The organism is Oceanicaulis sp. (assembly GCF_051859625.1).
Taxonomy (GTDB): Bacteria; Pseudomonadota; Alphaproteobacteria; order Caulobacterales; family Maricaulaceae; genus Oceanicaulis.
In genome coordinates this window covers 196599-223159 of record NZ_JBHYFH010000002.1, presented here as the reverse complement: position 1 = coordinate 223159, position 26561 = coordinate 196599, and the positions used below count along the sequence as shown (strand labels likewise).

Genomic DNA, 26561 nt, shown 5'->3' with positions numbered 1-26561 from the left:
GGTTGGGGAACTAACCCCACCTTCCGCCGCCATTGTCCGGGCTTGCTTGACGCCGGTCGCCCCTGTCCTGATATCAGTGCTCATATGAACGTCGTTGTCGTCGAATCCCCGGCCAAGGCCAAAACCATCAACAAATATCTGGGGAGCGATTACACCGTGCTCGCCAGTTTCGGCCATGTGCGCGACCTGCCCCCCAAGGACGGATCGGTTCGCCCGGACGAAGACTTTGCGATGGACTGGACCATCGAGGGCAAGGCCAAAGAGCGCATCAAGGCCATCGCCGATGCGCTCAAAGACGCCGACACCCTGATCCTGGCCACTGACCCGGATCGTGAGGGTGAAGCGATTTCCTGGCACCTGCTCGAAGCGCTGCAAAAGCGCCGGGTGCTCAAGGACAAGCAAGTTCAGCGGGTGGCGTTCAACGCCATCACCAAAAAAGCGGTCACTGACGCCATCGCCAATCCGCGCGAGCTCGATATGGAGCTGGTGGAAGCGTATCTGGCGCGCCGGGCGCTCGACTATCTGGTGGGCTTCACCCTGTCGCCGGTGCTGTGGCGCAAACTGCCCGGCGCCCGCTCTGCAGGCCGCGTGCAATCGGTCGCCCTGCGTCTGATCACCGAGCGTGAAACCGAGATCGAACGCTTCGTCACCCAGGAATACTGGTCGGTGGACGCGGATGTGCGCACCGATGGTGCGGACACTCTCATCGCGTCCAAGCTGACCCGGTTTGAAGGCGAGAAAATCACCCGCCTGACCATTGGTGAGGAAAAACGCGCCCGCGCTGCGGAAGCTGCGATCAAGAGCGCTGACTTCACCGTCGCGTCGGTCGAAGCCAAACCGACCAAGCGCAATCCGCCGCCGCCCTTCACCACGTCGACGCTTCAGCAAGAGGCCGCGCGCAAGCTGGGCTTTGACGCGCAACGCACCATGCGCACCGCGCAGCGCCTGTATGAAGGCGTGGAGCTCGGCGGTGAGACGGTCGGTCTGATCACCTATATGCGGACCGACGGCGTCTCCATGGATATGGGCGCGATGATGCAGGCGCGCGACGTGATCGGCGAACGCCATGGCGCTGACTATGTGCCGGAAAAGCCGCGCTTTTATTCCACCAAAGCCAAGAACGCCCAGGAAGCGCACGAAGCGATCCGCCCCACCAGCTTCACCCGTCATCCCGATGATCTGCGCCTCGACGCAGATCAGGCCCGGCTGTACGCGCTGATCTGGAAACGTGCTGTCGCCAGCCAGATGGAAGCGGCGCGCCTTGAGCGCACCACCATCGACTTTGAAAACGCCGATCAGTCCCTCGCCCTGCGCGCCACGGGCTCGGTCGTCACCTTCCCCGGCTTCTTCGCGCTTTATCAAGAAGGCCGCGACGACGAGGAAGACGAAGGCGAAAACCGCCTGCCGCAAGTGAGCCAGGGCGCCAAGGCCAAGGCCGAGAAGACGCTGGCCGAACAGCACTTCACCCAGCCTCCGCCCCGCTTCACCGAAGCCTCGCTGGTCAAGAAGATGGAAGAGCTGGGCATTGGCCGCCCCTCGACCTACGCCTCCACGCTGTCTGTGCTGCGTGATCGCGACTATGTGCGGATGGAAGACAAGCGCTTCATCCCGGAAGACAAGGGCCGCGTGGTCATCGCCTTCCTGGAAAACTTCTTCCAGCGCTATGTCCAGTACGACTTCACCGCCTCGCTGGAAGACCAGCTCGACAAGGTTTCGGCGGGCGATCTGGAATACAAACAGCTCTTGCGCGACTTCTGGAAGGATTTCCACGCCTCCATCGAGGACATCGCGGATCTGCGCATCGGCGACGTGATCGACGCCATGAATATCGCGCTGGCGCCGCTGATCTTCCCGCCACGCGAAGACGGCTCGGACCCCAAGATCTGCCCCAAATGCAATGAGGGCGCGCTGTCGCTGCGCCTGGGCAAGCATGGCGCCTTCGTGGGCTGCTCGAACTATCCTGACTGCCGCTATACGCGCCCGCTGGGCGGCGGCGATCTGGATGCGGTCGAGGGTGATGGCGAGCTGGGCGAGCATCCTGAAACCGGCGCGATGATCGTGCTGAAGGACGGCCGCTTCGGTCCCTATCTGGAGATGCAGGTCGACGATGAGGACAAACCGCGCCGCGGCTCCATCCCCAAGGGCTGGAACCCTGCAGACGTCACGCTTGAGAAGGCGGTCGCGCTGATCGACCTGCCGCGCAAGGTGGGCGTCCACCCCGAAGACGGCGAAATCATCGAGGCCGGGATCGGCCGCTATGGTCCGTTCGTCAAGCACGGCAAGACCTATGCGAACCTGTCGAGCGCCGAAGAAGTGTTTGAAGTCGGGCTCAATCGCGCCGTGGACCTGATCGAGCAAAAGAAAGCCAATCCGCGCGGCCGTGGCGGCGCAGCGGCGGCTCCGCTGAAAGAGCTGGGCGAGCACCCGCAAGACGGCGGCGCGATCAATGTGATGAGCGGCCGCTATGGCCCTTATGTGAAATTCGGCAAAATCAACGCCACCCTGCCCAAGGACATGACGCCTGAAACCGTCACCCTTGAGCAGGCGCTGGAGCTGATCGCCGCAAAAGCGGCTAAATCGCCTGCCAAGAAAGCGCCGGCGAAGAAAAAAGCGCCCGCCAAGAAAGCGGCGGCCAAAAAGCCAGCCGCGAAAAAGACCGACGGCGAGACCAAGACCGCCGCGAAAAAAACGCCGGCGAAAAAACCTGCCGCCAAGAAACCCGCGACCAAAAGCACAAAGGCTAAATCTTGAACGACGATCCCTACGCCCAACACGGTTTCACCAAGGACGCCCTGTTAGAGGCGATCCGTCTGGGCGAAGGACGCTTCACCAAGCGCGAACTCGCCAAGGCCCTGAGACTGAAGGGGGATCAACGTTCCGGCCTGAAGCTCGCCCTGCGTGAGCTCGAAGATGGCGGCGAGATCCGCAAGAACGAGCAAAAAGCCTATGAGCTGGCCGACCAGCTGCCGACGGTGACCGTGGTCGAAGTGATCGACCGCGATGTGGATGGCGAATTCATCTGCCAGCCCGTCAAACCCGAGTTGCAAGGGCCGAAGATCATCCTCAAGCCCGGCGAGCGCACGCGCGGCCCGGCGGCGGGGATTGGCGACAAGGTGCTGGCGCGCCTGACGCCTATGACCGATGAAGACGGCTATGAAGCCAGCGTCATCAAGAAGCTCGGCCAGTCCGCGCACAAGATTCTCTGCGTGCTGCGCGACAATACCCGCGGTCCCGCCCGGCTGGTCCCGGTCGACCGGCGTTCGCGCCATGAACTGGTCCCCGCGCGCGGTGAAACCGGCAAGGCCGAAGACGGCGACCTGGTCGTGGTGCGCATCGCCTCTGAACGCCGGCATGGCTTGAAAACCGCCTTGATCGACGAAGTCATCGGCCGGGCGGACAGCGCCCGCGCCGGCTCGATCATCGCCATGGCTGAACATGGCGTGCCAGACGGCTTTCTCGACAGCGAGCTCAAACAGGTCGACGCCATCATGCCCGTCACCATGGGCGATCGCGAAGATTTGCGCGACATACCGCTGGTGACGATCGATCCGGTGGATGCGCGCGACCATGACGACGCCGTCTGGGCCGCGCCTGATGAGGATCCAAAGAACAAGGATGGCTGGATCGTGATGGTCGCCATCGCCGATGTGGCCGCCTATGTCACCGCCGACAGCCCGCTCGACAAGGGCGCCCGCGCGCGCGGCGTCTCGGTCTATCTGCCCGACCGGGTTGTTCCGATGCTGCCCGAACGGCTGTCCAATGATTTGTGCTCGCTGCGCGAAGGCGAAGAGCGTCCGTGTCTGGCTGTGCGCATGGTCTTTGACCGCAATGGCAATCAGATCGGCCATCGCTTTATCCGCGGCTGGATGAAATCCGCCGCCAAGCTGGCCTATGAAGACGCTCAGGCCGCCATTGACGGCGCCGGGACCGGCAAGGCGGAAACGCTGCTTGAAGACGTGCTGAAGCCGCTCTGGGGCGCGTATGAGGCGCTACGCCAGGCCCGCAAACGCCGCGAGCCGCTGGAGATCGACGCGCCCGAGCGCAAGGTGATCGTGGGCGAGGACGGTCGGGTCCAGGGCGTGCGCCTGCGTGAACGCTTTGATGCGCACAAGCTGATCGAAGAAATGATGATCCAAGCCAATGTCGCGGCGGCGACGGCCCTGGAAGCCAAGAACACGCCGCTGATCTATCGCATCCATGACGAGCCGGGCTCTGAAAAGCTCGACAATCTCGCCGATTTTCTACCCCATGTGGGCCTGAAATGGACCCGCGGCGAGCGTCCCACGGCGGCGCGCTTCAACACGCTGCTCAAAGCGTCCCAGCCCACAGACCACTATGAAACCGTCAATGAGGTGGTGCTGCGCAGCCAGTCGCAGGCCGTCTATGACACCGATAATATCGGGCACTTTGGCCTGAACCTCGCGAAATACGCCCACTTCACTTCGCCGATCCGGCGCTATGCCGACCTGACGGTCCACCGGGCGCTGATCCGCGCCTATAATCTGGGATCGGACGGGCAGAGCGATTCAGAACGCAGCCAGCTGCAGCGCATCGCAGAAGACACCACCCATAACGAACGCCGCGCCATGGCCGCCGAGCGCGATGCGACGGACCGTTTCATCGCCGCCTGGCTGGCGGACCGGGTCGGGACCGAATTCGCCGGCCGGATCACTGGCGTCACCCGCTTTGGCCTGTTCGTGCGCCTGCATGAAACCGGGGCGGACGGGCTGTGCCCGGTTTCACGCCTGGGGCAGGAATACTATGTCCATGACGAGGCCGCGCACGCCCTGGTGGGACAGAGTTCAGGCGGTCGCTATCGGCTGGGCATGGCCGTGACGGTGCGTCTGGATGAAGCGACCCCCGTGACGGGCGGGCTGTTATTCGACATTCTAACGCCGCCCGAACCAGGAAAACCGCTCAAGGGTCACGGTCGGCCGCGCGACAAGTACGAGCGCCGCGGCTCTCCCCGTGCGAAGAAACACAATGCCCGACGCAAACGATAAGAAAACGACGCCCAAAACCAGCCCCCGCCCCAAGCTCGCCTCGTCTCTTCTCCTGCGCCGCAAACGCGCCAATGGAGAGATTGAGCTGTTGTTTGGTCGGCGCTCGACCCGTCATGTCTTCATGCCGAAGAAATACGTCTTTCCCGGCGGGCGCGTGGACGCCACAGACGGCTATGCGCCGTTGGCTGAAGAGCTCAATGATCAGACCCGCGCCGTGATGACGCGCGTTCTGACCGAACGCCGCGCGCGCGCCGCCGCCGCCGCTGCGCTGCGGGAAACGGCAGAGGAAACCGGATTGATCTTAGGCAAACCGGCGCAGGACGCCTGTAACTTCAAGCCCCCCTGGGCGCCGTTTGAAGCGGCGGGCGCGGCGCCGAACGCCGCGCCGCTGGAGGTGATCACCCGCGCGATCACGCCGCCAAAGCGCCCGCGCCGCTTTGACGCCTGGTTCTTCACTTGCGATGTGGAACATGTTCACGGCTCTACGGATCTGACCAGCAATGGCGAATTGGAAGACCTCAAATGGGTCAGCCTTGCGGATCGCGACACGCTCGATCTGCCCATCGCCACGCATTATGTCATCGGCGAGCTGGAAACCTGGCTCAAGGACCCGGCGCGTCCCCTCCGCTTCCTCAAAAGCACGCGGACCGGCCCTCAGGTGGAAACCTTATGAGCGCGCGCCCGATCAACATGGCGGCGCTGTTTCTGGCGGATCCGCATTCGCGTCAGATTGCGTTGGTGCGCACAGAAACCGGCTATCGCGCCCCTCAGGCGCGCCCTGTGCGCGGCGATGGCCTGGCGGCTTTTGGCGGGCCGGTGATTTCACGCAAACGCCTGGGCGCGCCTGAAGCGCAGTCCGGCGTCTTCATGGACGCCGCGATCCGGGCTTTGTCTGAGGAACTGGGCCAATTGCTGGCGCGTCCGCTGCATCCTGATGTGAGGCCGCCCGTGACCAACCCCTGGGCGCGGCTGGCGCGGCACCATCTGCAGCCGGATCGGGACTCGCTGACCTATCTGGGCCGCGCGCTGGACCCGGCGGACGCATCCATGCGCCGTCATGTGCGCGTGTTCACCGCGCCGGTCGCGCGCATCTCCAATTCGGTCAAACGCCGCAGCGGCGAGCGGGTGGCCTGGGTCAGCCCTGAAAAACTGCCCGATCTGTTGCAGGATCCGGCGCTCAATGTCTTTGGCGAGACCGCTCTGGCGTCGCTGGGCGGACGTCCAAGGCCGCTGATGGTGTCATTCCGGGCGGGACAGAGACAACAAGTCCGGCTATAGCCCGGGCGATGATCGCCAGCTTCCTCTCCTCTCCTGACAAAGCGCGGACCCGGTCCCTGATCGCCGCCATCAGTTGCGCTGCGCTCGCCGGCTGCGGCTTCGGCCTCCTGATGCCGCTCGTCGCGCTCAATCTGGAAGCCATGACCGGCTCCGCCGCCGTGGTGGGCGCGAACGCGGCTGCCGCCGCCCTCTCAACACTGCTGGCGACGCCGCTGATCCCCGCGCTGATGGCGCGCACCGCGCCGCGCCAGACCGTGATCATCTGCGCGATGATCACGGCGGCGGGCTTTGTGCTGTTTCCCGCCATGCCGGACCCTGTGATCTGGTTCGTGCTGCGCTTCGTCATGGGCTTGACGGTGACGATCATTTTCGTCGCCAGCGAGACCTGGATCAATCAGCTCGCCAAACCTGAAAGCCGCGCCAGCCTGCTCGCCGTCTACGCCACTGTGCTGGCCGGCGGATTCGGCTCTGGCGGATTGCTCTTGTCGGCGCTCGGCTCGCAAGGCTGGACGCCCTGGATAGCGGGCGGGGTGATCTACGCGCTCGGCGCCCTGCCGATCATGATTTTACGCGGCCCGCCCATCACGCCGCCCTCCCTGGAGGAGTCCGGGCTCAAGGCGCTCTTTTCGGCGGCCAGACTGGCGCCCCTGGCCTTGCTGGCGGGACTGGTGTTTGGAGGCCTTGAGACCAATGTCTTCGCGCTGATGCCGGTCTATGCCGAGCGAATCGGCATTGCAGAGCGCGGCGTCGGCCTGCTGGTCGCTATCGGCGCTCTGGGGGCGATCGCCCTGCAGATTCCCCTTGGCAAGCTGGCGGATCGCACCGGCCGCGACCGCACTCTGTCTGGCGTTGCGCTCAGCGCGGTGATTCTGTCGGTCGCGATGGGGCTGGCGGGCGCGAATCTGTGGCTGTTGATCCCGATGGTGTTCTTTTTTGTCGGCGCGAGCAGCGCGTTCTACACCATCGGTCTGGCGATGATCGGCGAGCGCGTGCAGCCTGGCGCCCTCGCCTCGGCGAACGCCGCCTTCATCTTCGCTTATGGCCTGGGCTCACTTCTGGGACCGGCCCTGGGCGGCGTCTCCATGGACATCGCAGACCCCTGGGGCCTGATGGTCGCCTTCGCCGCCATGGCCGGACTGTACTTTACGCTGTCACTTGTGAGCAAAGGCCGCTCGAGGCATTGACAGCGTCGCGTGCGCGGGTATGTTCCGCGGCTCGCAGCGCCGGACCCATTGTCTGGCGCGCCAAGTTTATGTGTACGGGTGCGCGACTATGGCCAAGCCGACTACCATCAAAATCCGCCTGAATTCGACGGCGGGCACGGGCTATTTCTACGTGACCAAGAAAAACGCCCGCACGATGACCGAGAAACTCGTGCTGAAAAAGTACGATCCGGTCGCGCGCAAGCACGTCGAATTCAAAGAAGGCAAGATCAAGTAAGCCTGCGCTTTCGCGCGACTTGATCAGGTCTGACTGGAATAAGAAAAGCCGCCTGTTTGTTCAGGCGGCTTTTCGTTTGGCCTCTATCACCCGGTTCCGGCCCGAGCGCTTGGCTTCATAGAGCGCCGTGTCCGCACGCTCGATCAACGCCTCAACGCTATCGTCCATGAACGCTTCGGCGATGCCGGCGCTCATGGTCACCTCGATCACATCACCCGTCTCACGCAAGGTGATCGGCGTGGCGCAGACCGCCAGACGCGCGCGCTCCATGGCGTCGGACGCGTCCTTGGCGGTCGTGTTCGAGAACACCACCAGGAATTCCTCGCCGCCATAGCGGCCCGCCACGTCGATGGCGCGCAATTCGCCGCCCAGACGCGCGCAGATCTCCTGCAGCACCTGATCACCGGCGTTATGGCCCCAGGTGTCGTTGATGCGCTTGAAGTGGTCGATGTCGATCAATCCCACCGCCAACGGCTCATGAGAGGCGTTCAGGCCATCCAGCGCCTGGCGCAGGCGAGACACCGTATAGCGGCGGTTGAACAGGCCGGTCAGCGCGTCGCGCACCGACATTTCAAGGCTCTCGTCCAAGCGGTCGCGCAAGGCGTCGGCATAGCGTTTGCGCTTGAGCTGGGTGGAGCTGCGCGCAGACAGCTCGCCCGGATCGAGCGGACGGGAGATCACATCATTCACGCCCAGATCGAGCGCACGCACCATGGTGCGCTTGTCCATCTCGTCCACAACGCCCAAGAGCGGCACCTGGCGTGTGTCCACATCGGAACGGATACGCGCGCACAGCCGCAAGCCGTCAAAGCGCGGCGCGCTGAGATCGACGATGATCAGATCGGCATGTTCGGCCTGGGAGATCGCCAGACGCGGATCGCCATAGCCTTGAGCGTCCAGCGTATCCGGCAGCGCCTTGACGATGCGCTGGGCGGCGTTCTGGTCCGCGGCGGCGACAATCACGCGCCCGCCGCCATTGGCCGGCTCGAAAGAGGACATTTCAACGCCGCTGCTTTCGCGCTGGCGCAACTCGTCCATGACGCTGGTCAAGCGCAAGAGCGAGCGCACGCGCGCAAACAGGGCGACATCGTCCACAGGTTTGGTCAGGAATTCGTCAGCCCCGGCTTCAAGTCCGCGAATCCGGTCCGAGCGCTGATCCAGCGCCGTCACCATCACCACGGGAATATGCCGGGTCACCGGGTCTGCTTTCAGCCGGCGACAGGTTTCAAACCCGTCCATGCGCGGCATCATCACATCCAGCAAGATCACGTCAGGCTTCTGGCTGCGGGCGAGGTCCAGGCAACTCGGCCCGTCCTCCGCCATCAAGACATCGAAATACTCAGCCGTCAGCCGGGCTTCCAGCAAACGTCGGTTCGTTTCGATATCGTCGACGACCAGTATGCGTGCGCTCACCGAAGGCTCCTTCTATTCGAGAAAATCCCGAACGGTTTTGATGAAGGACGCAACCGTGATGGGTTTGGACAGATACCCTTCGCATCCGCCTTCACGGATACGTTCCTCATCGCCTTTCATGGCGAAGGCTGTCACCGCGACCACAGGGATGGCGGACAGCTCGGTGTCGTTCTTGATCCACTTGGTGACATCAAGACCGGACACTTCAGGCAGCTGAATATCCATAAGGATCAGGTCAGGCTTGTGCTCACGCGCCATATCCAGCGCCTTGAGGCCCTCACTGGTCTGCACAGTCTCATAGCCGTGCGCTTCGAGCAGATCACGAAATAACTTCATGTTCAGCTCGTTGTCTTCAACGATCAGAACTTTTTTGGACATGACCTGCAGCATTATAACCGCGCTTTCCCCAATTCGCTCCGCCGTCTTTGCAACGTGAGCGTTTTGACCATCCACAATGCATTTAACCCCAGTTTCCTTAATCAACAGTGAGTCCCCGCCTTCGCATCGCGATTAGAACAAGATATGAACGTTGAAAGCGGAGAAAAGAGGCGGTCCGTGTTGCGGTTAGGCGTGGATCTCGGCGGCACGAAAATCGAAGCCGCCCTGGTGGATGAGACAGGCGACTGCCTGATTCGGCGTCGCGCCCCCACGCCTGCGGCCTATGACGCCAAGCTGGACGCGATTGCTGAACTGGTGGCGCAGGTCGAGCGCGAGGCGGACATTTCATCGCCCTTGCCCGCGGGAATAGGCCATCCCGGCTCGCTCAATCCTCGCACGGGCCTGATGCGCAACGCCAACTCAACCGCGCTCAATGGCCGTCCGCTTGATCAGGACCTGGCCGCCAGGCTGCAACGCCCGGTGCGCTGCGCCAATGACGCCAATTGCTTTGCATTGTCTGAAGCGCGCGACGGCGCAGGCGCGGGCTGCTCAAGCGTGTTCGGCGTCATCGCCGGCACTGGCGTGGGCGGCGGCCTGGTGATCAATGGCGCTCTGCTGACAGGCGCGGATGGCAATGCCGGCGAGTGGGGGCATACCGCCCTGCCCTGGCTCACCGCCGATGAACTGGCGGTCAGCCCGCACTGCTATTGCGGTCAGACCAACTGCGTCGAGGCCTGGTGCTCCGGCCCGGCCCTGTCCGCTGATCATCTGCGAAACACAGGCGAGGATTTGAGCGCTCAACGAATCGCAGACGCCGCCGCTGAAGGCGATGAGGCGTGTCTGGCGAGCCTTGAGCGCCACGCCCAGCGTTTCGCGCGCGCGCTGGCCAGCGTGGTCAATATCGTTGACCCGCAAATGATCGTTCTGGGCGGCGGTCTGTCCAACCTGCCCGGCTTCGCCTCAAAACTTGAAACACATCTTCAGGACTGGGCCTTCACCGATGAGCTGGTGACGCAGGTGCGCCCCGCGGTACATGGCGACAGTTCAGGGGTGCGCGGCGCGGCGTGGTTATGGCCATGACCGCGCCCGCAGCTTCTCAGAGCTATTGCCGCAGCTGCCTCAATCCCGCCGCGCCCGGCGCGCAATGCGGGTCGTGCGGCGGCGGGCCGGTGCTCAGCCATCCAGAGCTTGACGCCCTGTCGATCGCGCATATCGATTGCGACGCCTTTTTCGCCTCGGTGGAGAAGCGCGACAATCCCGAGCTTGAAGACCAGCCGGTGATCATTGGCGGCGGCCAGCGCGGCGTGGTGTCCACCGCCTGCTATATCGCGCGTCTGTATGGCGTGCGCTCGGCCATGCCCATGTTCAAGGCGCTCAAGGCCTGCCCGGACGCGGTCGTGGTGCGCCCGCGCATGGCGGTCTACGCCGCAGACGGCAAACGCATCCGCGCCATGATGGAGGATGTGACCCCGCTGGTGGAGCCGCTCTCCATCGACGAGGCTTTTTTAGACCTGTCAGGCACTGAAAAACTGCACGGCGCCGCGCCTGCGCAGACCTTGCTGAGGCTGCAGCGCCGCATTCTGGACGAGGTGGGCGTCACGGTTTCGGTGGGGCTGAGCTTTAACAAGTTTCTCGCCAAGACCGCGTCTGATCTCGACAAACCCAACGGGTTTTCGGTGCTGGGACGCCAGGACGCGCCCGCCTTTTTGGCTCAGATGAAAGTGGGCGACGTCTATGGCGTCGGGCCGGTGCTAGGCAAGAAGCTCAATACGGACGGGCTCTACACCCTGTCAGACGTGCTCAAACGCTCTGAAGGCGATCTGGCGCGGAAATATGGCGAATCCGGATTGCGCCTCGCCCGACTGGCGCGCGGAGAGGATACCCGCAAGGTCAGCCCGGCGCGGGAACGCAAATCGGTGTCGGCGGAGACCACGTTCAATGATGATGTGTCTGACAAGGCGGTGCTGAAGGACCGGCTCTGGCCTTTGTGCCTTAAGGTCGCCGACCGGATGAAAGCCCAGGGCGTGGCGGGCCGTGTGGTGACGCTGAAGATCAAGACCGATCGCTTCAAGACCATCACCCGGCGGCGCACCCTGACCGACCCGGCCCAGCTGGCGGACACGCTCTATCGCATCAGCTGTGACATGCTGGACAAGGAGCCTGAGGGGGTGCGCTATCGCCTGATCGGCGCCGGCTATTCGGTGCTGGAAACCGCGATCGCGGATGCCGGCGATCTGCTGGACCCCAATGCGCTCAAACGCGCCGCGGCGGAACGCGCCATGGACGCAGCGCGGGCGAAGTTCGGCGACGCCGCCATCATCAAGGGCCGCATGTTGAAAAAGGACCGCGATTAGTCGCGGCGCTTGGCCAGTTCAACATCAAGCGAGAGCCAGCGAAACACTTGCGGCCAGAACACATCCGCCATTTTCGAGCGGAACAAACCGTCATGGCCCAGGGCTCCAAACCCCGTATCCTCATGACGCACCAGCTTCATTTCGGTCGGCGCATTTTCATATCGCTCCAGCAGCCAGCGCACGGTCTGAGGATTGGCGATCGGGTCGTCATCGGGCGTCCAGGCGCGCACGGGCGCGGTAAAGCCTTCATAGCGAGAGGTCAGGCCCAGCTCGGCGATGGCGTCACGGAAGCATTCAGGGTTCACCCCGAACTCGCGCCAGTCCGCAAACACACGCGGCGGCAGCGGTTCGCCGCGCCAGAGCACGCCCTTGGGAATATGCCCGCGCAGCAACAGATAAGCCGGTCCGAACAGGCGCCAGAACGCCCAGGCGAAATATTTCAGCGGCGCGGACTGATCCCCCCAATACCCTGACGAGGCCGAGAGCATGGCCAGTCGGCGCACGGGCAGCGCAGGATCGATCAAGGCTGCGAACTGCCCGCCGATGGAATGGCCGACAATGTCCAGCGGCAAGCCGGGAAAGGCCTGACAGGCGGCCTGCGCAGCGGCGGGAATGTCATAGACCGCCCAGTCGAGCATGCGGGCGGTTTCGCGCCTGGGATGACAGCGCGCGGAGTCTCCCTGCCCGCGATAATCGAACGTCAGCACCGCCCAGCCGTTCTCGGCGGCGGCCTGAGCGAAGGGGGCGTAAAAGTCCTTGCGATAGCCCGTGGCCGGATTCACCACCATCACGGCTGTCGGATCATCGGGCACGGTGAAACACGCCGACAGCAATTTGCCGTCCGCCGTCCGCAAGCGGACTGGTCGAAGCGTGGTCAAGCTGGCTGCATCGCGCGCCATGTGTTCACCTTGTCATGAACTTGCACCATGCAGGCCGGACCCACTGAATTCAACCCGCTCGCCTCATTGCCAGACACGGCCTCAAGCGCCTAACTGACACTCTGATTTTCTCCAACGGAGCGCCCCACATGGCTGACATCGAATCCCGGCTCAAGGAACTGGGCCTGACCCTGCCTGAAGCCGCCGCCCCCGTGGCCAATTACGTCCCCTACGCCCAGAGCGGTCAGATGGTGCATATTTCCGGTCAGATCTCTCTGGGTCCTGATGGCCTGGTGACCGGACGGCTCGGCGACGGCGTCTCGCTGGAAGACGGCCAGGCGGCGGCGCGACTGTGTGCGCTGAACCTGATCGCGCAGATCAAGGCGGCATGCGGCGGCGATCTGGGGAAGGTCAAACGCATTGTGAAACTGGGCGGTTTCGTCAACGCGCACCCTGACTTTTACGACATTCCCAAAGTCATCAATGGCGCGTCTGACCTGATGGTCGAGGTGTTCGGCGACGCCGGCCGGCACGCACGGTCCGCCGTGGGCGTCGCGGTCTTGCCGCTGAACGCTGCGGTCGAAGTGGACGCCGTCGTCGAGATCGCGTGATCAGGCTCGAAGATCAGTCCACGCCACCCTATATCCCGGCTCAGCTGAGACGTCTGGACTGGGCATGACCGATATCACCGTGCGCATGATCAGCCGGATGGCGCAAATTGATCCCGCCCAATGGGATGCTTGCGCCAATCCGGCAGGCCAGCCCTATGACCCGTTTCTAAGCTGGGATTTTCTCGACGCGCTGGAAACCTCCGGCAGCGCCGTGGAAGAGACAGGCTGGGGCCCGCGTCATCTGATCGCCGAAAATCAGGCCGGCCAGGTGGTCGGCGTGCTGCCGCTGTATCTCAAAGGTCATTCCTACGGCGAATACGTCTTTGACCATGCCTGGGCGGATGCGCTGGAGCGCGCGGGCGGGCAGTATTATCCCAAGCTCCTGACCGGCGTGCCCTTCACTCCGGCGACGGGCCGTCGCCTGCTATCCGCTGATCAAGACATTCGCCAGGCGCTGATCAACGCCGCCCGTCACGCCGCGCGCGAGCTGGGCGTTTCAAGCTGGCATGTGCTGTTCCCCGATCCGCAGACCAAGTCCGAGCTGACGGAAGCAGGATTGCTCCCCCGTCAGGACATACAATTCATCTGGGATGATGACGGCTATGGCGATTATGAGGGCTTCCTCGCCGCCCTCTCCTCTCGCAAGCGCAAGGCGCTCCGCAAGGAACGCAAGGCGGCGCAGTCGGGCGTGGTGATCGAACCGCTGACCGGCGACGCGCTGACCGAGCATCATTGGGACGTGTTCTTCGCCTGTTACCAGGACACCGGCGAGCGCAAATGGGGCGCGCCCTATCTCAATCGCGAGTTCTTTGCCCTGATCCACGAACGGATGGCGGACAAGGTCTTGCTGGTGATGGCGAAAGACGGCGACCAGTATATCGCCGCCGCCCTGAACTTCATCGGGTCCGACACGCTCTATGGCCGGTATTGGGGCGCGCTCGCCTTCTCAGACCAGCTTCATTTCGAGCTCTGCTATCATCAGGCCATCGACTATGCGCTGAGCCACGGGCTAAAACGCGTCGAGGCCGGCGCCCAGGGCGGACACAAGCTGGCGCGCGGATACCGCCCGCAATTGGTCTATTCCGCCCATGAGATCCTTCATGAAGGCTTGAGCGCCGCCGTGGACCGTTTCCTGCGCTCTGAACGCCGGGCGGTGGAGACCGAACGTCTGGCGCTCGATGCGGAGTCTCCTTACAAGACGCCTTCATGAGCACTTGGCGACCTCTCAGGCGATTACTGACCCGATCTGAAGCCCTGGTTGAAGCGGCGGTCCTAGAAAGCGCAGGGATACCCTGTTTCGCGCCGGATCATGGCTGGTTTGATGTCTATGCCCCTTTGGAATTCGGAGCGACACATGGCTACCGCCTGTATGTCCTTGCAGATGACCTAGAGGATGCGAGAGACCTGCTTGGCGAGGAGAACATACAGGTCGCACCCACCTACCCTTGCCCGGCATGCGGCAGAGAAACACGTCGACTAAGGCGTATTTGGGCGATCATCGCGCTTTGCATTCTCAGGAATACGGTTGCGCCATTCCCGTTTTATCGGCGCAGACGCATCTGCCTGAACTGCAGGACCCGCCATGTGCCAGAACGCGCCGCTCCCTTCTCCAGTACAGAAATTGCGCAGCTCTAGGTGAGAGGTTCCTTCGGAACACCTTGGACTCACCGCGCAGACCCTCTATCGAGGACAGAGCTTTCAGCCAAGCAGGAGCCGCCCCATGAGCCTTCACGGGACCTATGACGACCAGAACATCTTCGCCAAGATCCTGCGCGGGGAAGCGCCGTGCGTGAAGCTTTATGAAGACGAGCATGTGCTGTCCTTCATGGATATTTTCCCGCAAAGCAAAGGCCATACGCTGGTCATCCCCAAGGAAGCCGCGCGCAACCTGCTGGAGATGTCAGATGACGGCGCCGCCGAGGCGATCAAGCGCGTCAAGAAAGTCGCGAAAGCCGTTGAAAGCGCGCTCAAGCCTGACGGCGTCACCATCGCCCAGTTCAACGGCGCGCCGGCCGGCCAGACCGTCTATCACATCCATTTTCACATCATTCCCCGCTGGGAAGGCCAGGACATCGCCGGCCATGGCAGCGCCGGACAGGCGGATATGGATGAGCTGAACGCGCTGGCGGACAAGATCAAGGCCGCGCTCTAGGCCTTATTCGCACCAGACGCCCGGCATGTCATAGGGACCATGCCGGGCGGCGGGCGCCCCCTCCGGGTCACGCTCCAAGATTTCAAACTGCGCCGTATCCACCGGCAGGATCGCGTCGGCGTCTTCAAGCGGCTCATCACCCAGCCCGGCACCGGTCCGCGGCCCCAGGACGCCGCTTTCATCCACCGTTTCATGACCGCCGCTGCTCCAGCGCGGATCGAACGGATAGGTGCGCGCCATGACCTCGCCCTGACAATCATAGGCGATCCATTCAAGGCGCGAATGCGGCGCGCCCATATCGTCTTCGACATAGAACCGGCGTCCGCCAAACGCCTCAACGAGCGCGGGCTCTTGCGTGAAATCCACCGCCACCACACGGCCCGTGACCGCGCTCTCAGACGCCGGATGCGCCAACATGGCCGTCAGCACGCTTGCGGTCGTTAAGAGGCTCATCTGAATTCTCCCAGTCTGATCAGCGGTCAATCACTCCAGGATGCAAGCCATGCATAACCTTGGCTTCACGCTCAAGACCAATCGCCCTAGCGTGGAAAAAATTTTCCAATTGAGATTTGACGCATGACCTCCGCCTTCGCGTTCACCGCCAACTCGACCGCCGCCCTGTTTCCGCGCACCTTCAAGGCGTCCATGGCCCGTCAGTTCACACGTCCGCGGGTGAAACAGCAAACTGATCGCGGTCGGGACTGGCTGGAGAGCCTCGACAAGCAGACCTTCACCGGGCCTCAGGGCGAACAGCGGGTCTATCGCGGCGGCGACGGGCCGCTTGTGTTCTTCCAGCATGGCTGGGAGGCGGACAGCGCGGATCTCTCGACATTGGGACAAGCGGTAATGGAAGCCGGCTATTCGGTCGCCATGATCGACGGGCCGGCGCATGGCCAGAGCGAGGGCCGTAAAGCCCATATCCTGCTCTTCGCCGAAGGCCTCGGCGCGGCGGCGGCGCAGCTGGGCCAGCCTTTCGCCATTCTGGCCCATTCCATGGGTCTGCCCGCGACCGTCCTCGCCAAGGCGCGCCACGGGCTGGATCCGGGCCGCGTGATCGGGCTGGGCGCGCCAGACGCCCTGCCCCGCAATGTGGAGTTCCAAAGCCAGGCGATGGGGCTGTCAAAACGCGCCGTCCGCCTGATGCTGGAGTCCGTCAGCGAGCAATTTGGCGAACCTGCCGCCAATCTCGACATCACGCTGGATGCGCCGAATTTTGACACGCCCGCCCTGATCCTGCACGGCGCCAATGACCAGATCGCCCCGCCCGAAGCCGCCGAGCGCATCGCCGCCTCCTGGCCAGGCGCCCAATGGGACGTCTTTGACGGCATCGGCCATCGCGGCGTGTTGCGCGATGACCGTGTCGTGGAGCGAGTGCTGGCGTTCTTGGGCTAGAGGTGCGGCCCCCACATGATCAGCGTCGCGCCGACACCCCCTAGCGCGGTGACGCCCGCGCCTGCGAAGGTGATGATTGCGCTCGTCCATTTCAGAGACGCAGACCGGCTGGCCTGAGCCAGGAGATACAGCTCAAGCACGGCCAGAGGCAGCAGGTAGGACGCGAAATTCACGGTATAGTCGAACCAGCCGTCCATGCCGCGCGTGACGCCCACCGCCCCTACGCTCAGAAACCAGGCGCTGTAGAAAATCCGAAGATACCACACCGCGCTGGCGGCGATGAACAGGCGCATCGCCCAGGGCCGATGTCGTGCGATCTGGCGCTTGAGCGCAAAATTAAGCGTCATGCCGGCGAAAAACAGGATCAGCAGCCCATCCAGCGTGGTCGACAAACCCGTCAGATCACTGATCCGCGAGCCCCGCATCCAGATCATCCAGATCCCGCCAAGCGCCAGATACACCGCCAGCACCAAAAACACGCGGCCGCTCATCCGGTGAAGCCTTGGCGCCCAATTGCGCAAGGGCGCCGTGAGCTGCATCAGCCCCGCCAGCGTCATGATCGCAGCCAGCAGGACATGGGTGATGAACATCAAATTGCCGAAGCCGTCACCGGCCTCATAGCCCTTTATCAGACCGGTTTCGTCCCAGCGTTCGAACTGGCCGCCAATCGTCCTGGGGATATAAGCCACCAGAATATAATAGATGAACATCAACTGTCCGGCTGCGGCGGTCAGAAACCAGAGCTTGCCGGACAGGCTTTGCACGGTCGTCGCCAGCTTGACCGGCGCGCGTGCGGTTACAGGGGAGACCAGGGTTTGCGTCATCGAACCAACTCCTAACTCTGCCCGATCTTCGCGCCGGGCCGATGAGAGCGATTTGATGAAATCTGCGCGCCAGGGTCTGGCCGATTTGCATTTCGGCCAGAAAAAGTCGCAGATTGAGTACAGAATTCGTCGCAACCGACGTCACATGGACCATCGCCATGCTCGCCTTCAGCCTGGGCCTGAAACTTTTTTGCGCTGTCTGGGCGCTCGCCTGGGCGGGCTGGGTTCTGGTGCGTGGCCAGCGCAGCCCGCTGCATCTGAGCTGGGGCGTGTTCACCCTGTGCATGGGCGCCTTGCTGGTCGCAGAAGGTCTGGGCGACTCGCTGGGGTCGGCGCGCCTCTGGCTGCTGATGCTCAGCGGCGGAACCTGCTCGGTGTTCTGGCTGTTCACCCGCGCCCTGTTTCGCAAGACCGCCGCCATCGGCCCGTTCGAACTGATGCTTGTCGCCGGGATCATCGCCCCGTCTATGATCAAACCGGTCTTGATCATCTCTGGCTTTAGCGCGCCCATAGAGATTCTTGTGAACGCCCAGACCATGCTCAGCTCGACGGCCTTGATGCTGTCGGTCTGGGAGGCTGCGCGCAACTGGCCGAGCGCCGAGCACCTGAATGAACGACGCCTGCGCATTGGATATCTGACCGTCTTCAGCTCCGGCGTGTTTCTGTGCGCGATCGTGTTCAACACCGGCGCGCCGATTTCACCTCAACTGGTCACGTTGATTGAAGCCTTGTGCGCGACCGCGATTCTCGCCGTCGGCAGCGTCGCACTTGTGTACAGGCGCGCTCACCCCGCACCCGATTGGCGGCCTGCGCCAGAAGCGACCGAGACGGACGTACAGCTGGGACAGCGCCTGCTCCGCCTGATGGAACGTGAGCAACTATATCTCGATCCCGATCTGAGCTTGCGACATCTGGCGCAGGCTCTGGGGGAGCCGCCCAACAAGGTCAGCCGCGCCATTACCGCCGGTCTGAAAGCCGCTAATGTGAACCAGCTGATCAATGCGCGCCGGATCGCGCATGCCCAAAGCTTGCTGCGGGATCCGGATCGGGATTCGCTGACCATTCTTCAGATTGCGCTTGAAAGCGGCTTCAATTCGATCGGCCCGTTCAACCGGGCCTTCAAGGCGATCACCTATCAAACCCCACGCGCGTATCGGCGGGACCGGACCACAGCAGCGCAAGGATTAGCCGCTGAGTGAACGCCCCGAGCTAGCGGCTCTCCACCCCAAGGGTTTCAAACGCGCGTTCCAGCGCCAGATTCTCACCGTTAGGGCCAAACCTGTCCGCGCTGTCGAGCACGATATCGGCGCGATAGGCTTCTCGTGGCGTACCGTCCACATGATAGAGCGTCTCGGTCGGCAGCTTCACCGTCCAGCCGGTTTCGGGAAGGTCATAGTCGTAAATCGCGCCCAGAAGCCCCGCCATCGGAGCGGCGATGGTCACGGCGTCCGCGACGGCGTCGAGGCCCAGGGTCAAGCCTTCGCCCATGGACCCGGTCCAACGTCCCGCCAAAACCACGACCGGAACGCCCGCCAGGCTGTCGCCGCGCGGCAGAACCTCTTCGACCCATTGCCGGGCTACGCCCGTATCGCGCTCGATCTGCGGAAACGCATGACGCTGATAAGGCTTGGTCTCATCCACCAGGCGCCCCATCAGGGCGCGGGCGTAGAGCGTGTCGCCGCCGCTGGGGGTGTCGCGCAAATCGATGACCAAGCCGTCAGGACGCGATCCAGCGAGCGCCTCATCAATGGCGGCGATCAGCCCCTCATCGCCCAGCGAGTCGTTAAATCGCAGCACGCGCAACCCGTCCCGCTCTGTGACGCTGATCAAGGGGCGTTCGGGCGTTTCGACCTGATAGAGATTGGGCAAGGTCAGCGCTTGCGTCTGCCTGTCTGCGTCAAGAAAGACAAAATCACGCGCCTGATCGCGCGGTCCCGCCGCCAGCACGCGGGCGGCGAAGCCTTTCGCGGCGTCAGTGACATAAGGACCGCCGCATAGACCTGCGACCGCCTCCTCGATCGGCAGCCCCGCAACAGAGGTGATCCGCCACCCCGGCGTCACGCCCGCGGCCTGAGCGGGCGAGCCGGCGCGCACATCCGTCACCACATAGGCCCCGTCGCGCACCTCGACCCAGAGATCATTATAGCTGGGCGTCAGCCCGTAGGAGCTGGGCGAGGAGATGCCCAGAATGGCGTGATGGTCCTGCAGGGCGTTCACCGCGCATTCCGCAAAGCGCAACAGGCTGGCCGCATCGGTGACGCTGTCAGGATCAACGCCCTGCGCGCCACGCGCCGGGTTGCGCCCGTCAAAGCGATGCGCATAAGCGTATCGGTGATCTATGAGATCAAGCAGATTGTCGGCGTCGGCGCGATAATCAGGCGTTTGCGCGATCGCGCTGGCGCTGACTAAAAACGCGCCGCTGAGGATCAGCGACACGTTTTGAAAGCTCGCAAGCTTCACTTGACCGGCTCTTCGGTCTTTTTGTTTTTGCGCTTGGGTTTGGCGTCGTTGAGACGGTCACCCGGAATGATCTCGAAATCGAGACGTTCAGGGTCCGCCGCATCCACGTCGACCTTCACCACGCCGCCTTTTTTTAGCTGACCAAACAGGATCTCTTCAGCCAGCGGCTTCTTGATATGGTCCTGAATGACCCGGCTCAGCGGGCGGGCGCCGAACTTTTCGTCATATCCGCGCTCACCCAGCCAGCGATTGGCGGCGTCGGTCAGCTCGAACGTGACGCCGCGATCGGCCAGTTGCGCCTCAAGCTGCAGGACGAATTTCTCGACCACGCGGCCGATCACGTCGAGCTTGAGCCCCGCGAACGGGATGATGGCGTCCAGACGGTTGCGGAACTCCGGCGTGAACAGACGCTCGATCGCCGCCTGGTCTTCGCCGTCACGCTTGCCGCGGCCAAAGCCGATGGCTTCCTTGGCGGCGTCAGCCGCGCCGGCGTTCGAGGTCATGATCAGGATGACGTTGCGGCAATCCACGGACTTGCCGTTGGCGTCGGTCAGCTGACCATTATCCATCACCTGCAACAGGATGTTGAAGATGTCCGGGTGCGCCTTCTCGATCTCGTCGAGCAGCAGCACCGAGTGCGGATGCTGGTCGATGGCGTCGGTCAGCTGGCCGCCCTGATCATAGCCCACATAGCCCGGAGGCGCGCCCAGAAGGCGGCTCACCGTGTGGCGTTCCATGTATTCAGACATGTCAAAGCGCAACAGCTCGACGCCCAGCGTATCCGCCAGCTGTCGGGCCACTTCGGTCTTGCCCACCCCGGTCGGGCCGGAGAACAGGTAAGAGCCGATCGGCTTGTTCGGCTCACGCAGACCGGCGCGGGCCAGCTTGATGGCGCTCGCCAGCTTCTCGATGGCGTCGTCCTGACCAAACACGACGCGTTTGAGCGAGGTGTCCAGATCGCGCAGCACGGATTCATCGGACTTGGAGACCGATTTCGGAGGAATGCGGGCGATCTTGGCGACCACAGCCTCGATGTCCTTGACGCCGATGGTCTTCTTGCGCTTGGACTGCGGCACCAGACGCATGGAGGCGCCCGCCTCGTCGATCACGTCGATGGCTTTGTCAGGCAGTTTCCGGTCCCCGATATAGCGATCTGACAGCTCGACCGCGGTTTTAAGCGCCTCAGCTGTAAAGCGGATATCGTGGAAGTCCTCGAAATACGGCTTCAGACCCGTCAGGATCTTGATGGCGTCCGGAACAGAGGGTTCCTTCACGTCGATCTTCTGGAAGCGCCGCGCCAGAGCGCGGTCCTTCTCAAAGTGCTGACGATATTCCTTGTAGGTGGTCGAGCCCATGCAGCGCAGACCGCCCTGTTGCAGGGCCGGCTTCAAGAGATTGGACGCATCCATTGCGCCGCCAGACGTGGCGCCGGCGCCGATGACAGTGTGGATCTCGTCGATGAAGAGCACGGCGTTCGGGCGCGCTTCCAGCGCCTTGACCACCTGCTTGACGCGCTCCTCAAAGTCGCCGCGATAGCGGGTGCCCGCCAGCAGAGCGCCCATGTCGAGCGAATAGATCGTGGCTTCCGCCAAAACCTCAGGCACTTCATGCTCGACGATCTTGCGCGCCAGACCTTCGGCGATGGCGGTTTTGCCCACGCCGGGATCACCCACCAGAAGCGGGTTGTTCTTGCGGCGGCGGCACAGCACCTGGATGCAGCGCTCCACTTCGTGCTCACGCCCGATCAGCGGATCGACGCCGCCCTCGCGCGCCTTTTCGTTCAGATCGACGCAATAGGCCGAGAGCGCGTCGTCTTTTTCCTCGGCGCCCTCGCCCAGCTCGGCAGCGTCCTCGTCGGCGCCCCGTGCAGGTCGCGCTTCGGATTCGCCAGGCTTTTTGGAGATGCCGTGGGAGATGTAATTGACCGCGTCATAGCGGGTCATGTCGCGTTCAGCGAGGAAATAGGCGGCATGGCTTTCACGCTCGGCGAAGAGCGCCACCAGAACATTGGCGCCCGTCACCTCGTCACGTCCCGAATTCTGGACGTGGATGACCGCACGCTGAATGACGCGCTGGAAACCGGCGGTGGGCTTGGCGTCCTCGCCGTCATCCACGATGAGGCTCGCCAGTTCTTCGTCCACATACTCGTTAAGCGTGTCGCGAAGTTCGTCCACATCCACATCGCAGGCGCGCATCACCGCGGACGCATCCACGTCTTCGCACAGCGAGAGCAAGAGATGCTCCAGCGTTGCGTATTCGTGCTTGCGTTCGGTCGCGGCCGTCAGGGCGCGATGCAGGGAACGTTCGAGAGTGGGTGAGAAAGAGGGCAAGGCCTAATCCTTTTCCATCGTGCACTGTAACGGATGCTGAGCACGGCGCGCAGCGTCCATGACCTGGGCCACCTTAGTTTCGGCGACCTCGTATGTGAAAACGCCACACACGCCGACTCCATGTTGGTGCACATGGAGCATGATGCGAGTCGCGTCTTCTTGCCCCTTGTGAAAAATGCGCACCAAGACCTCGATGACGAACTCCATGGGCGTGTAGTCGTCATTGAGCAGCAAAACCTTGTACATCGACGGACGCTTGGTCCGTGCGCGCGGCTTGACTGTTACGCCGGTCTCCTGATCGGGCAGGTCTGGCTTTTTCGGCTCACTCATAGGCAGTCTGGCGTCTCGCTAGCGTTACGCCCCAGCTTGATCCGGTTTTTCAGCCGCGGCAATCAGTCTTGATATTAAATAAGCGCGGCAGGGTTACAGAGAACCCCCTCAACTGATCACAACACAGTTTACCGCCCAATTGACCGTGGAAAGCGGACAAAAAAATGGTCCGGCGCGGACGCCGGACCAGTCAGGGAGGACTCGGAGCCGGGCGACGCGTCGAGGCGACGCCCGGCGATAGGGTGCGCCTTAGCGCTGGGACTGCATCAGCTCCAGAGCGGCGGAGAAGCGTTCGTTGATCGGCTTGAAGGAGTCCTTGAACAAGTTCGACATCAGGTCGGAACTCTTGTTCATCTCAGCCAGCAGAGCGTCCATGGACGACTTGGTGTAGTCGGACTGGATCTCGATCAGTTCCTGAACCGATTTCGCGCCAGCCATGGATTTTGCGGCGGTCATGCCGTCTTCCATGGTTTTCTTGGCGAAGGCCAGATTGGCGGCGTTCAGTTCTTCGATGGATTTGGCGGCGGTGGTGCTCGACGCGATCACGGCGTCCACGCTGTCCTTGTGGAAAGCGCTGAACTCATTGACCGCGTTCATGGACTTTTCAAAGCCGTCTTTCAGGGCTTCGTTAGACGCGGTGGTCATGGTTTCGATCGTGTCTTTGGCGGTATTCTTTGCGGTGGTCATCGACGTGTCTCCAGAATATTTGCGCGGGGGCGATGGTTTTCGGGCTTTGCTTTGACCCGTTGTCTTTTTGGCGGTCCGCTTCACCGGCGCCTTGGCGGCCGGTTTGGCGGGTTGAGCCGATTGCTTCGCTGGCTCAGCAGCAGCCTTTGACTTCGCTTCCGATTGAGGCGCCTCGGCGGTTTTCGCTGTTTCAGCGTCCGTTTGAGGCGTCTCTGACGCAGTTGAATTCGGATTCGCGTTCGCCATTTTGGGCTCCATGCGTTCCCTGTTGTGTTAGCAGGTGCAGCATATATGCCCACCGAATCGCCCTTCGTCAAGCAATTATTGTGCAGCGCACAAAACGCCGCACCCCTGCCCACGCAACACATCTCGCACAGTTAACGCTCGAGCAAGGGCTTAGCGGCGAGAATGCGCTCATGGCTCGTATTCTCTTATTCCTTGTGTGCGCCCTGAGCGTTATCGCCCTCGCCCCCCGCGCCGAGGCCAGCGAGCGTTACGCGGCGTTCGTCGCGGACATGCAAACCGGCGAGGTTCTGCACGCCCGCCGAGCGGACGCGCTGCGCTATCCCGCCTCGCTCACCAAGATGATGACCCTCTACATGCTGTTTGACGCGCTGGAGCGCGGCGAGATCGTCCTGGACGATTCGATCACCGCCTCGTCTGAAGCCGCCAGCCGCCCGGCGTCCCGTCTGGGCTTGCGGGCGGGACAGACGCTGACCGTGGAAACCGCGATCCGCGCCCTGATCATCCAGAGCGCCAATGACGTGGCGGTCGCCGTGGCCGAACATCTTGAAGGCGACGAGGCCCGTTTCGCCGAAGTCATGACAGCCCGCGCCCGAGAACTGGGCATGGCGAACACCGTGTTTCGCAATGCATCGGGATTGCCGGACGCACGCCAGCAGACCACGGCGCGCGACATCGCCCGCCTCGCCTATGCGCTTCACCGTGATTTTCCGGACTATTACGCGTATTTCAGCGAGACCCGATTTCGCTGGAACGGCGTCACCCATCGCACCCACAACACGCTGGTGGGCGACCAACCCGGCGTGGACGGGCTGAAAACCGGCTATATCCGCGCGTCCGGCTTTAATCTCGCCGCCAGCGCCGAACGTGACGGTCATCGCATCATCGCCGTGGTGATGGGCGGGGCCTCCGCCTCTGTGCGCGACGCCCATGCGCGCGAACTGATCGAAGCCGCCTATTCCGCCATCAACGCCCGCTCTGAAAGCCGGATGCTGGCCGCTCTGAACATGCCGCGGCTCAATCCCGTCCGCGAGCAGGAAATACTAACCGCCGAACTGAGCACGCTACCCGCACAGACCGCGCAAGGCTCGGCGCCCGGCGTTCCGGCGGCCCGGGTCGAGCTTGAGCCGCTCGACGGTCTGCGCACCTACAGCGCGCCTGAAACGCCTTCAGACTGGGCCGTTCAGGTGGGCGCCTATACGTCTCAAGCCGCCGCCTCTGCCCGGCTTGAAAGCGTTGCGATGATGGGGCTGCATACCTTGCTGGGCGATGCGCAGGCGCGCGTGGAGCCGATGCAGCGCAATGGCCGTCAGCTCTGGCGGGCGCGCTATGCCGGCCTTGACGGCTCTCGCGCCCAATCCATCTGCCAGCGCCTGGAAGCGAGCGGGGAATCCTGTTTCGCCGTGCCGCCCGCCGCCTGATTACTCGCCGAGCAGAACGTCACGCGCTTGCTGGACCTTGGCGGCCAGCGCGTCGCTGCCGCCCTGATCGGGATGCACCCGCTTCATCATCGCTCGATGCGCCTTGCGGATCTCGGCTTCGTCCGCATCCGGCCCCACCCCCAGAATGGCGCGCGCTTCCTCGACGCTCATCCCCGTCCGCGACGGCGCGGAGCCTGTGTTCGGATTATCGCTGCCTGAGCCCGTCTTTCCGCCGCGCATTGCGACGCCCAGAAAGCCCAGGGCGGCCCCGATCAACGGCACGCCCGCCGCCGCCAGGCCTCGCACGGTCAGCAAAGCGCCCAGCACAACGCCGCCAATCCCCAGCACCCAGCGAAGCAGCCGCGCCGCATCTTTCGACGGCAGGCGCGTCATCACCACGGTGAACACGATCGCCAGGGCGGCGAGCGCCAGAAGTCCATAAAGGAGCATCAAACGTCCTCAGATCACCATCAAAACGGAAACGGCTTTCCGCTCAGTCCAGGCAGTTTGAGCACGATCAGCAGCTCGCGCAATTCCTGGCGCGCGGCCACATGGCTCATGGTGAAGGTCATGGACGAGCCCGCTTCGGTCAGATCCAGCAAGGTCAGCCCGGCCGGAAACAGCTCGCGATAGATCACACGCTCGGAAAAACCCGGCGCCAGGCGGAACCCAACCCGTTCGGACAAGGCTTTCAGCCCTTTGCCCACACGGCGTTTATTGCGTGAATCCAGATTGGAGATCCGGTTGCGCATCACCAGCCAGTCGATGGATTTGCGCTCACGCATGGCTTTGCGTTTTCGGCATTCCCAGACCATTTCGGAATACACGCTGGGGCGGCCCACTTCGAACGTATCGCCGTCGATTTCCGCCAGCAGGGCGAAGTCCACGAAGCTGTCATTGATGGGCGTGATCAGCGTGTCGGCGCTGGCATGGGCGAGCCGGGCGTAATGGGTGTCGCCGCCGGGCGAATCCACAATGATGAAATCACAGCCGCGGCTGAGCTGGCCCAGGGTTTCCTCCCAGGCGGCGCGCTCTTCGGATTCCACATCATCGAGCGAGCGCGATTGAGAGATCGGCAAGCGCCCCTGAATGGGCATGGGCAGGGTGACGCCGCGGGCATCAGCCCATTTACGGCGATTGTCGAGATGTCGGGTCAGGCTCGCCTGCCGCAAATCGAGATCGATCACCCCCACGGTCTGCCCCATGCGCATCAGAGCCACAGCCAGGTGAATGGCGACGGTGGATTTGCCCGCCCCGCCCTTTTCATTCCCGACCACGATCACATGCGCGCCCTGAGCGGCGCGACCTGGTGACTCAACGGCGCCAGCAGACACGGTGACGACTCCCCAAACCCTTATTGCCTGCGG

At 63.1% G+C, this 26561-nt stretch carries 25 protein-coding genes; 14 read left to right on the top strand and 11 right to left on the bottom strand.

Translation table 11 applies throughout. The features are described from left to right. Positions 1-84 precede the first annotated feature (84 nt). The 6 genes from topA to rpmG all read left to right on the top strand — a co-directional run bounded on the left by topA (position 85) and on the right by rpmG (position 7721). The gene (gene topA, locus ACTIGF_RS10575) at positions 85-2751 is read left to right on the top strand and encodes a type I DNA topoisomerase (protein ID WP_439636855.1); all 2667 of its coding nucleotides are present in this window, start codon (positions 85-87) and stop codon (positions 2749-2751) included. Continuing rightward, positions 2748-5003, top strand: coding sequence for a ribonuclease R (rnr, locus tag ACTIGF_RS10570; RefSeq protein WP_439636854.1), 2256 nt, complete (start codon positions 2748-2750; stop codon positions 5001-5003). Before topA ends, rnr begins: the two co-directional genes overlap by 4 nt. Then, the gene (locus ACTIGF_RS10565) at positions 4984-5676 is read left to right on the top strand and encodes an NUDIX domain-containing protein (protein WP_439636853.1); all 693 of its coding nucleotides are present in this window, start codon (positions 4984-4986) and stop codon (positions 5674-5676) included. The genes rnr and ACTIGF_RS10565 overlap by 20 nt, the downstream gene beginning before the upstream one ends. Then, entirely contained in the window at positions 5673-6281 is a 609-nt protein-coding gene (locus ACTIGF_RS10560; RefSeq protein WP_439636852.1) for a hypothetical protein, read from the top strand. Before ACTIGF_RS10565 ends, ACTIGF_RS10560 begins: the two co-directional genes overlap by 4 nt. An 8-nt stretch (positions 6282-6289) precedes the next feature. Further along, a complete protein-coding gene (locus tag ACTIGF_RS10555) occupies positions 6290-7465 on the top strand; it encodes an MFS transporter (RefSeq protein ID WP_439636851.1) in 1176 nt (391 codons plus the stop codon). An 88-nt stretch (positions 7466-7553) separates the two neighbouring features. Continuing rightward, the gene (gene rpmG / locus ACTIGF_RS10550) at positions 7554-7721 is read left to right on the top strand and encodes a 50S ribosomal protein L33 (RefSeq protein WP_009800672.1); all 168 of its coding nucleotides are present in this window, start codon (positions 7554-7556) and stop codon (positions 7719-7721) included. 60 nt (positions 7722-7781) lie between these two features. On the opposite strand, the gene ACTIGF_RS10545 is transcribed toward rpmG, so the two are convergent. Then, positions 7782-9134: a PleD family two-component system response regulator gene (locus ACTIGF_RS10545; protein WP_439636850.1), complete on the bottom strand. Its 1353-nt coding sequence runs from the start codon at positions 9132-9134 to the stop codon at positions 7782-7784. 12 nt (positions 9135-9146) lie between these two features. After that, on the bottom strand, positions 9147-9512 hold the full coding sequence (locus tag ACTIGF_RS10540) for a response regulator (protein ID WP_028284823.1): 366 nt from the start codon (positions 9510-9512) through the stop codon (positions 9147-9149). 180 nt (positions 9513-9692) lie between these two features. Here ACTIGF_RS10540 and ACTIGF_RS10535 point away from each other — a divergent pair, with 180 nt between their 5' ends. After that, positions 9693-10592, top strand: coding sequence for an ROK family protein (locus tag ACTIGF_RS10535; protein WP_439637292.1), 900 nt, complete (start codon positions 9693-9695; stop codon positions 10590-10592). Then, complete coding sequence (locus tag ACTIGF_RS10530; protein ID WP_439636849.1) at positions 10589-11866, top strand: DNA polymerase IV; 1278 nt, start codon at positions 10589-10591, stop codon at positions 11864-11866. Before ACTIGF_RS10535 ends, ACTIGF_RS10530 begins: the two co-directional genes overlap by 4 nt. Here the strand turns inward: ACTIGF_RS10530 and ACTIGF_RS10525 are convergent. Next, positions 11863-12765, bottom strand: a complete 903-nt coding sequence (locus tag ACTIGF_RS10525; RefSeq protein ID WP_439636848.1) for an alpha/beta hydrolase family protein — start codon at positions 12763-12765, stop codon at positions 11863-11865. The two genes, ACTIGF_RS10530 and ACTIGF_RS10525, sit on opposite strands and share 4 nt — an antisense overlap. Positions 12766-12893: 128 nt before the next feature. Between ACTIGF_RS10525 and ACTIGF_RS10520 the strand changes: the two genes are divergently transcribed. The 3 genes from ACTIGF_RS10520 to ACTIGF_RS10510 all read left to right on the top strand — a co-directional run bounded on the left by ACTIGF_RS10520 (position 12894) and on the right by ACTIGF_RS10510 (position 15507). Continuing rightward, positions 12894-13355 (top strand): RidA family protein, encoded by a 462-nt coding sequence (locus ACTIGF_RS10520; RefSeq protein WP_439636847.1) that lies wholly within the window; start codon positions 12894-12896, stop codon positions 13353-13355. Positions 13356-13419: 64 nt separating this feature from the next. Next, on the top strand, positions 13420-14565 hold the full coding sequence (locus ACTIGF_RS10515) for a GNAT family N-acetyltransferase (RefSeq protein ID WP_439636846.1): 1146 nt from the start codon (positions 13420-13422) through the stop codon (positions 14563-14565). A gap of 510 nt (positions 14566-15075) precedes the next feature. Next, positions 15076-15507 carry an HIT family protein gene (locus tag ACTIGF_RS10510; RefSeq protein WP_022702072.1) on the top strand — a complete coding sequence of 144 codons (432 nt, stop codon included), beginning with the start codon at positions 15076-15078 and terminating at the stop codon, positions 15505-15507. 3 nt (positions 15508-15510) lie between these two features. Here the strand turns inward: ACTIGF_RS10510 and ACTIGF_RS10505 are convergent, their stop codons facing one another. After that, positions 15511-15960 (bottom strand): hypothetical protein, encoded by a 450-nt coding sequence (locus ACTIGF_RS10505; protein ID WP_439636845.1) that lies wholly within the window; start codon positions 15958-15960, stop codon positions 15511-15513. A 123-nt stretch (positions 15961-16083) separates the two neighbouring features. Here ACTIGF_RS10505 and ACTIGF_RS10500 point away from each other — a divergent pair, with 123 nt between their 5' ends. Beyond that, positions 16084-16899, top strand: coding sequence for an alpha/beta fold hydrolase (locus ACTIGF_RS10500; RefSeq protein WP_439636844.1), 816 nt, complete (start codon positions 16084-16086; stop codon positions 16897-16899). On the opposite strand, the gene ACTIGF_RS10495 is transcribed toward ACTIGF_RS10500, so the two are convergent. Continuing rightward, a complete protein-coding gene (locus ACTIGF_RS10495) occupies positions 16896-17723 on the bottom strand; it encodes a DUF2306 domain-containing protein (RefSeq protein ID WP_439636843.1) in 828 nt (275 codons plus the stop codon). The genes ACTIGF_RS10500 and ACTIGF_RS10495 overlap by 4 nt on opposite strands. Before the next feature lie 113 nt (positions 17724-17836). Here ACTIGF_RS10495 and ACTIGF_RS10490 point away from each other — a divergent pair, with 113 nt between their 5' ends. Next, the gene (locus tag ACTIGF_RS10490; protein ID WP_439636842.1) at positions 17837-18922 is read left to right on the top strand and encodes a helix-turn-helix domain-containing protein; all 1086 of its coding nucleotides are present in this window, start codon (positions 17837-17839) and stop codon (positions 18920-18922) included. A 10-nt stretch (positions 18923-18932) separates the two neighbouring features. Here the strand turns inward: ACTIGF_RS10490 and ACTIGF_RS10485 are convergent, their stop codons facing one another. The 4 genes from ACTIGF_RS10485 to ACTIGF_RS10470 form a co-directional block, all read right to left on the bottom strand. Next, positions 18933-20183 carry a S41 family peptidase gene (locus tag ACTIGF_RS10485; protein ID WP_439636841.1) on the bottom strand — a complete coding sequence of 417 codons (1251 nt, stop codon included), beginning with the start codon at positions 20181-20183 and terminating at the stop codon, positions 18933-18935. Then, complete coding sequence (gene clpA, locus ACTIGF_RS10480) at positions 20180-22513, bottom strand: ATP-dependent Clp protease ATP-binding subunit ClpA (protein ID WP_439636840.1); 2334 nt, start codon at positions 22511-22513, stop codon at positions 20180-20182. Before clpA ends, ACTIGF_RS10485 begins: the two co-directional genes overlap by 4 nt. Before the next feature lie 3 nt (positions 22514-22516). Next, positions 22517-22843: an ATP-dependent Clp protease adapter ClpS gene (gene clpS, locus ACTIGF_RS10475; RefSeq protein WP_009800658.1), complete on the bottom strand. Its 327-nt coding sequence runs from the start codon at positions 22841-22843 to the stop codon at positions 22517-22519. A gap of 249 nt (positions 22844-23092) precedes the next feature. Beyond that, positions 23093-23530 carry a phasin family protein gene (locus tag ACTIGF_RS10470; RefSeq protein ID WP_439636839.1) on the bottom strand — a complete coding sequence of 146 codons (438 nt, stop codon included), beginning with the start codon at positions 23528-23530 and terminating at the stop codon, positions 23093-23095. A gap of 416 nt (positions 23531-23946) precedes the next feature. Between ACTIGF_RS10470 and ACTIGF_RS10465 the strand changes: the two genes are divergently transcribed. Then, the gene (locus ACTIGF_RS10465; RefSeq protein ID WP_439636838.1) at positions 23947-25194 is read left to right on the top strand and encodes a serine hydrolase; all 1248 of its coding nucleotides are present in this window, start codon (positions 23947-23949) and stop codon (positions 25192-25194) included. Here the strand turns inward: ACTIGF_RS10465 and ACTIGF_RS10460 are convergent, their stop codons facing one another. Together ACTIGF_RS10460 and ACTIGF_RS10455 are read right to left on the bottom strand one after the other, a co-directional pair. Then, positions 25195-25644 (bottom strand): DnaJ domain-containing protein, encoded by a 450-nt coding sequence (locus tag ACTIGF_RS10460; protein WP_439636837.1) that lies wholly within the window; start codon positions 25642-25644, stop codon positions 25195-25197. A 20-nt stretch (positions 25645-25664) separates the two neighbouring features. Then, on the bottom strand, positions 25665-26528 hold the full coding sequence (locus ACTIGF_RS10455) for a division plane positioning ATPase MipZ (RefSeq protein ID WP_439636836.1): 864 nt from the start codon (positions 26526-26528) through the stop codon (positions 25665-25667). Positions 26529-26561 lie beyond the last annotated feature (33 nt).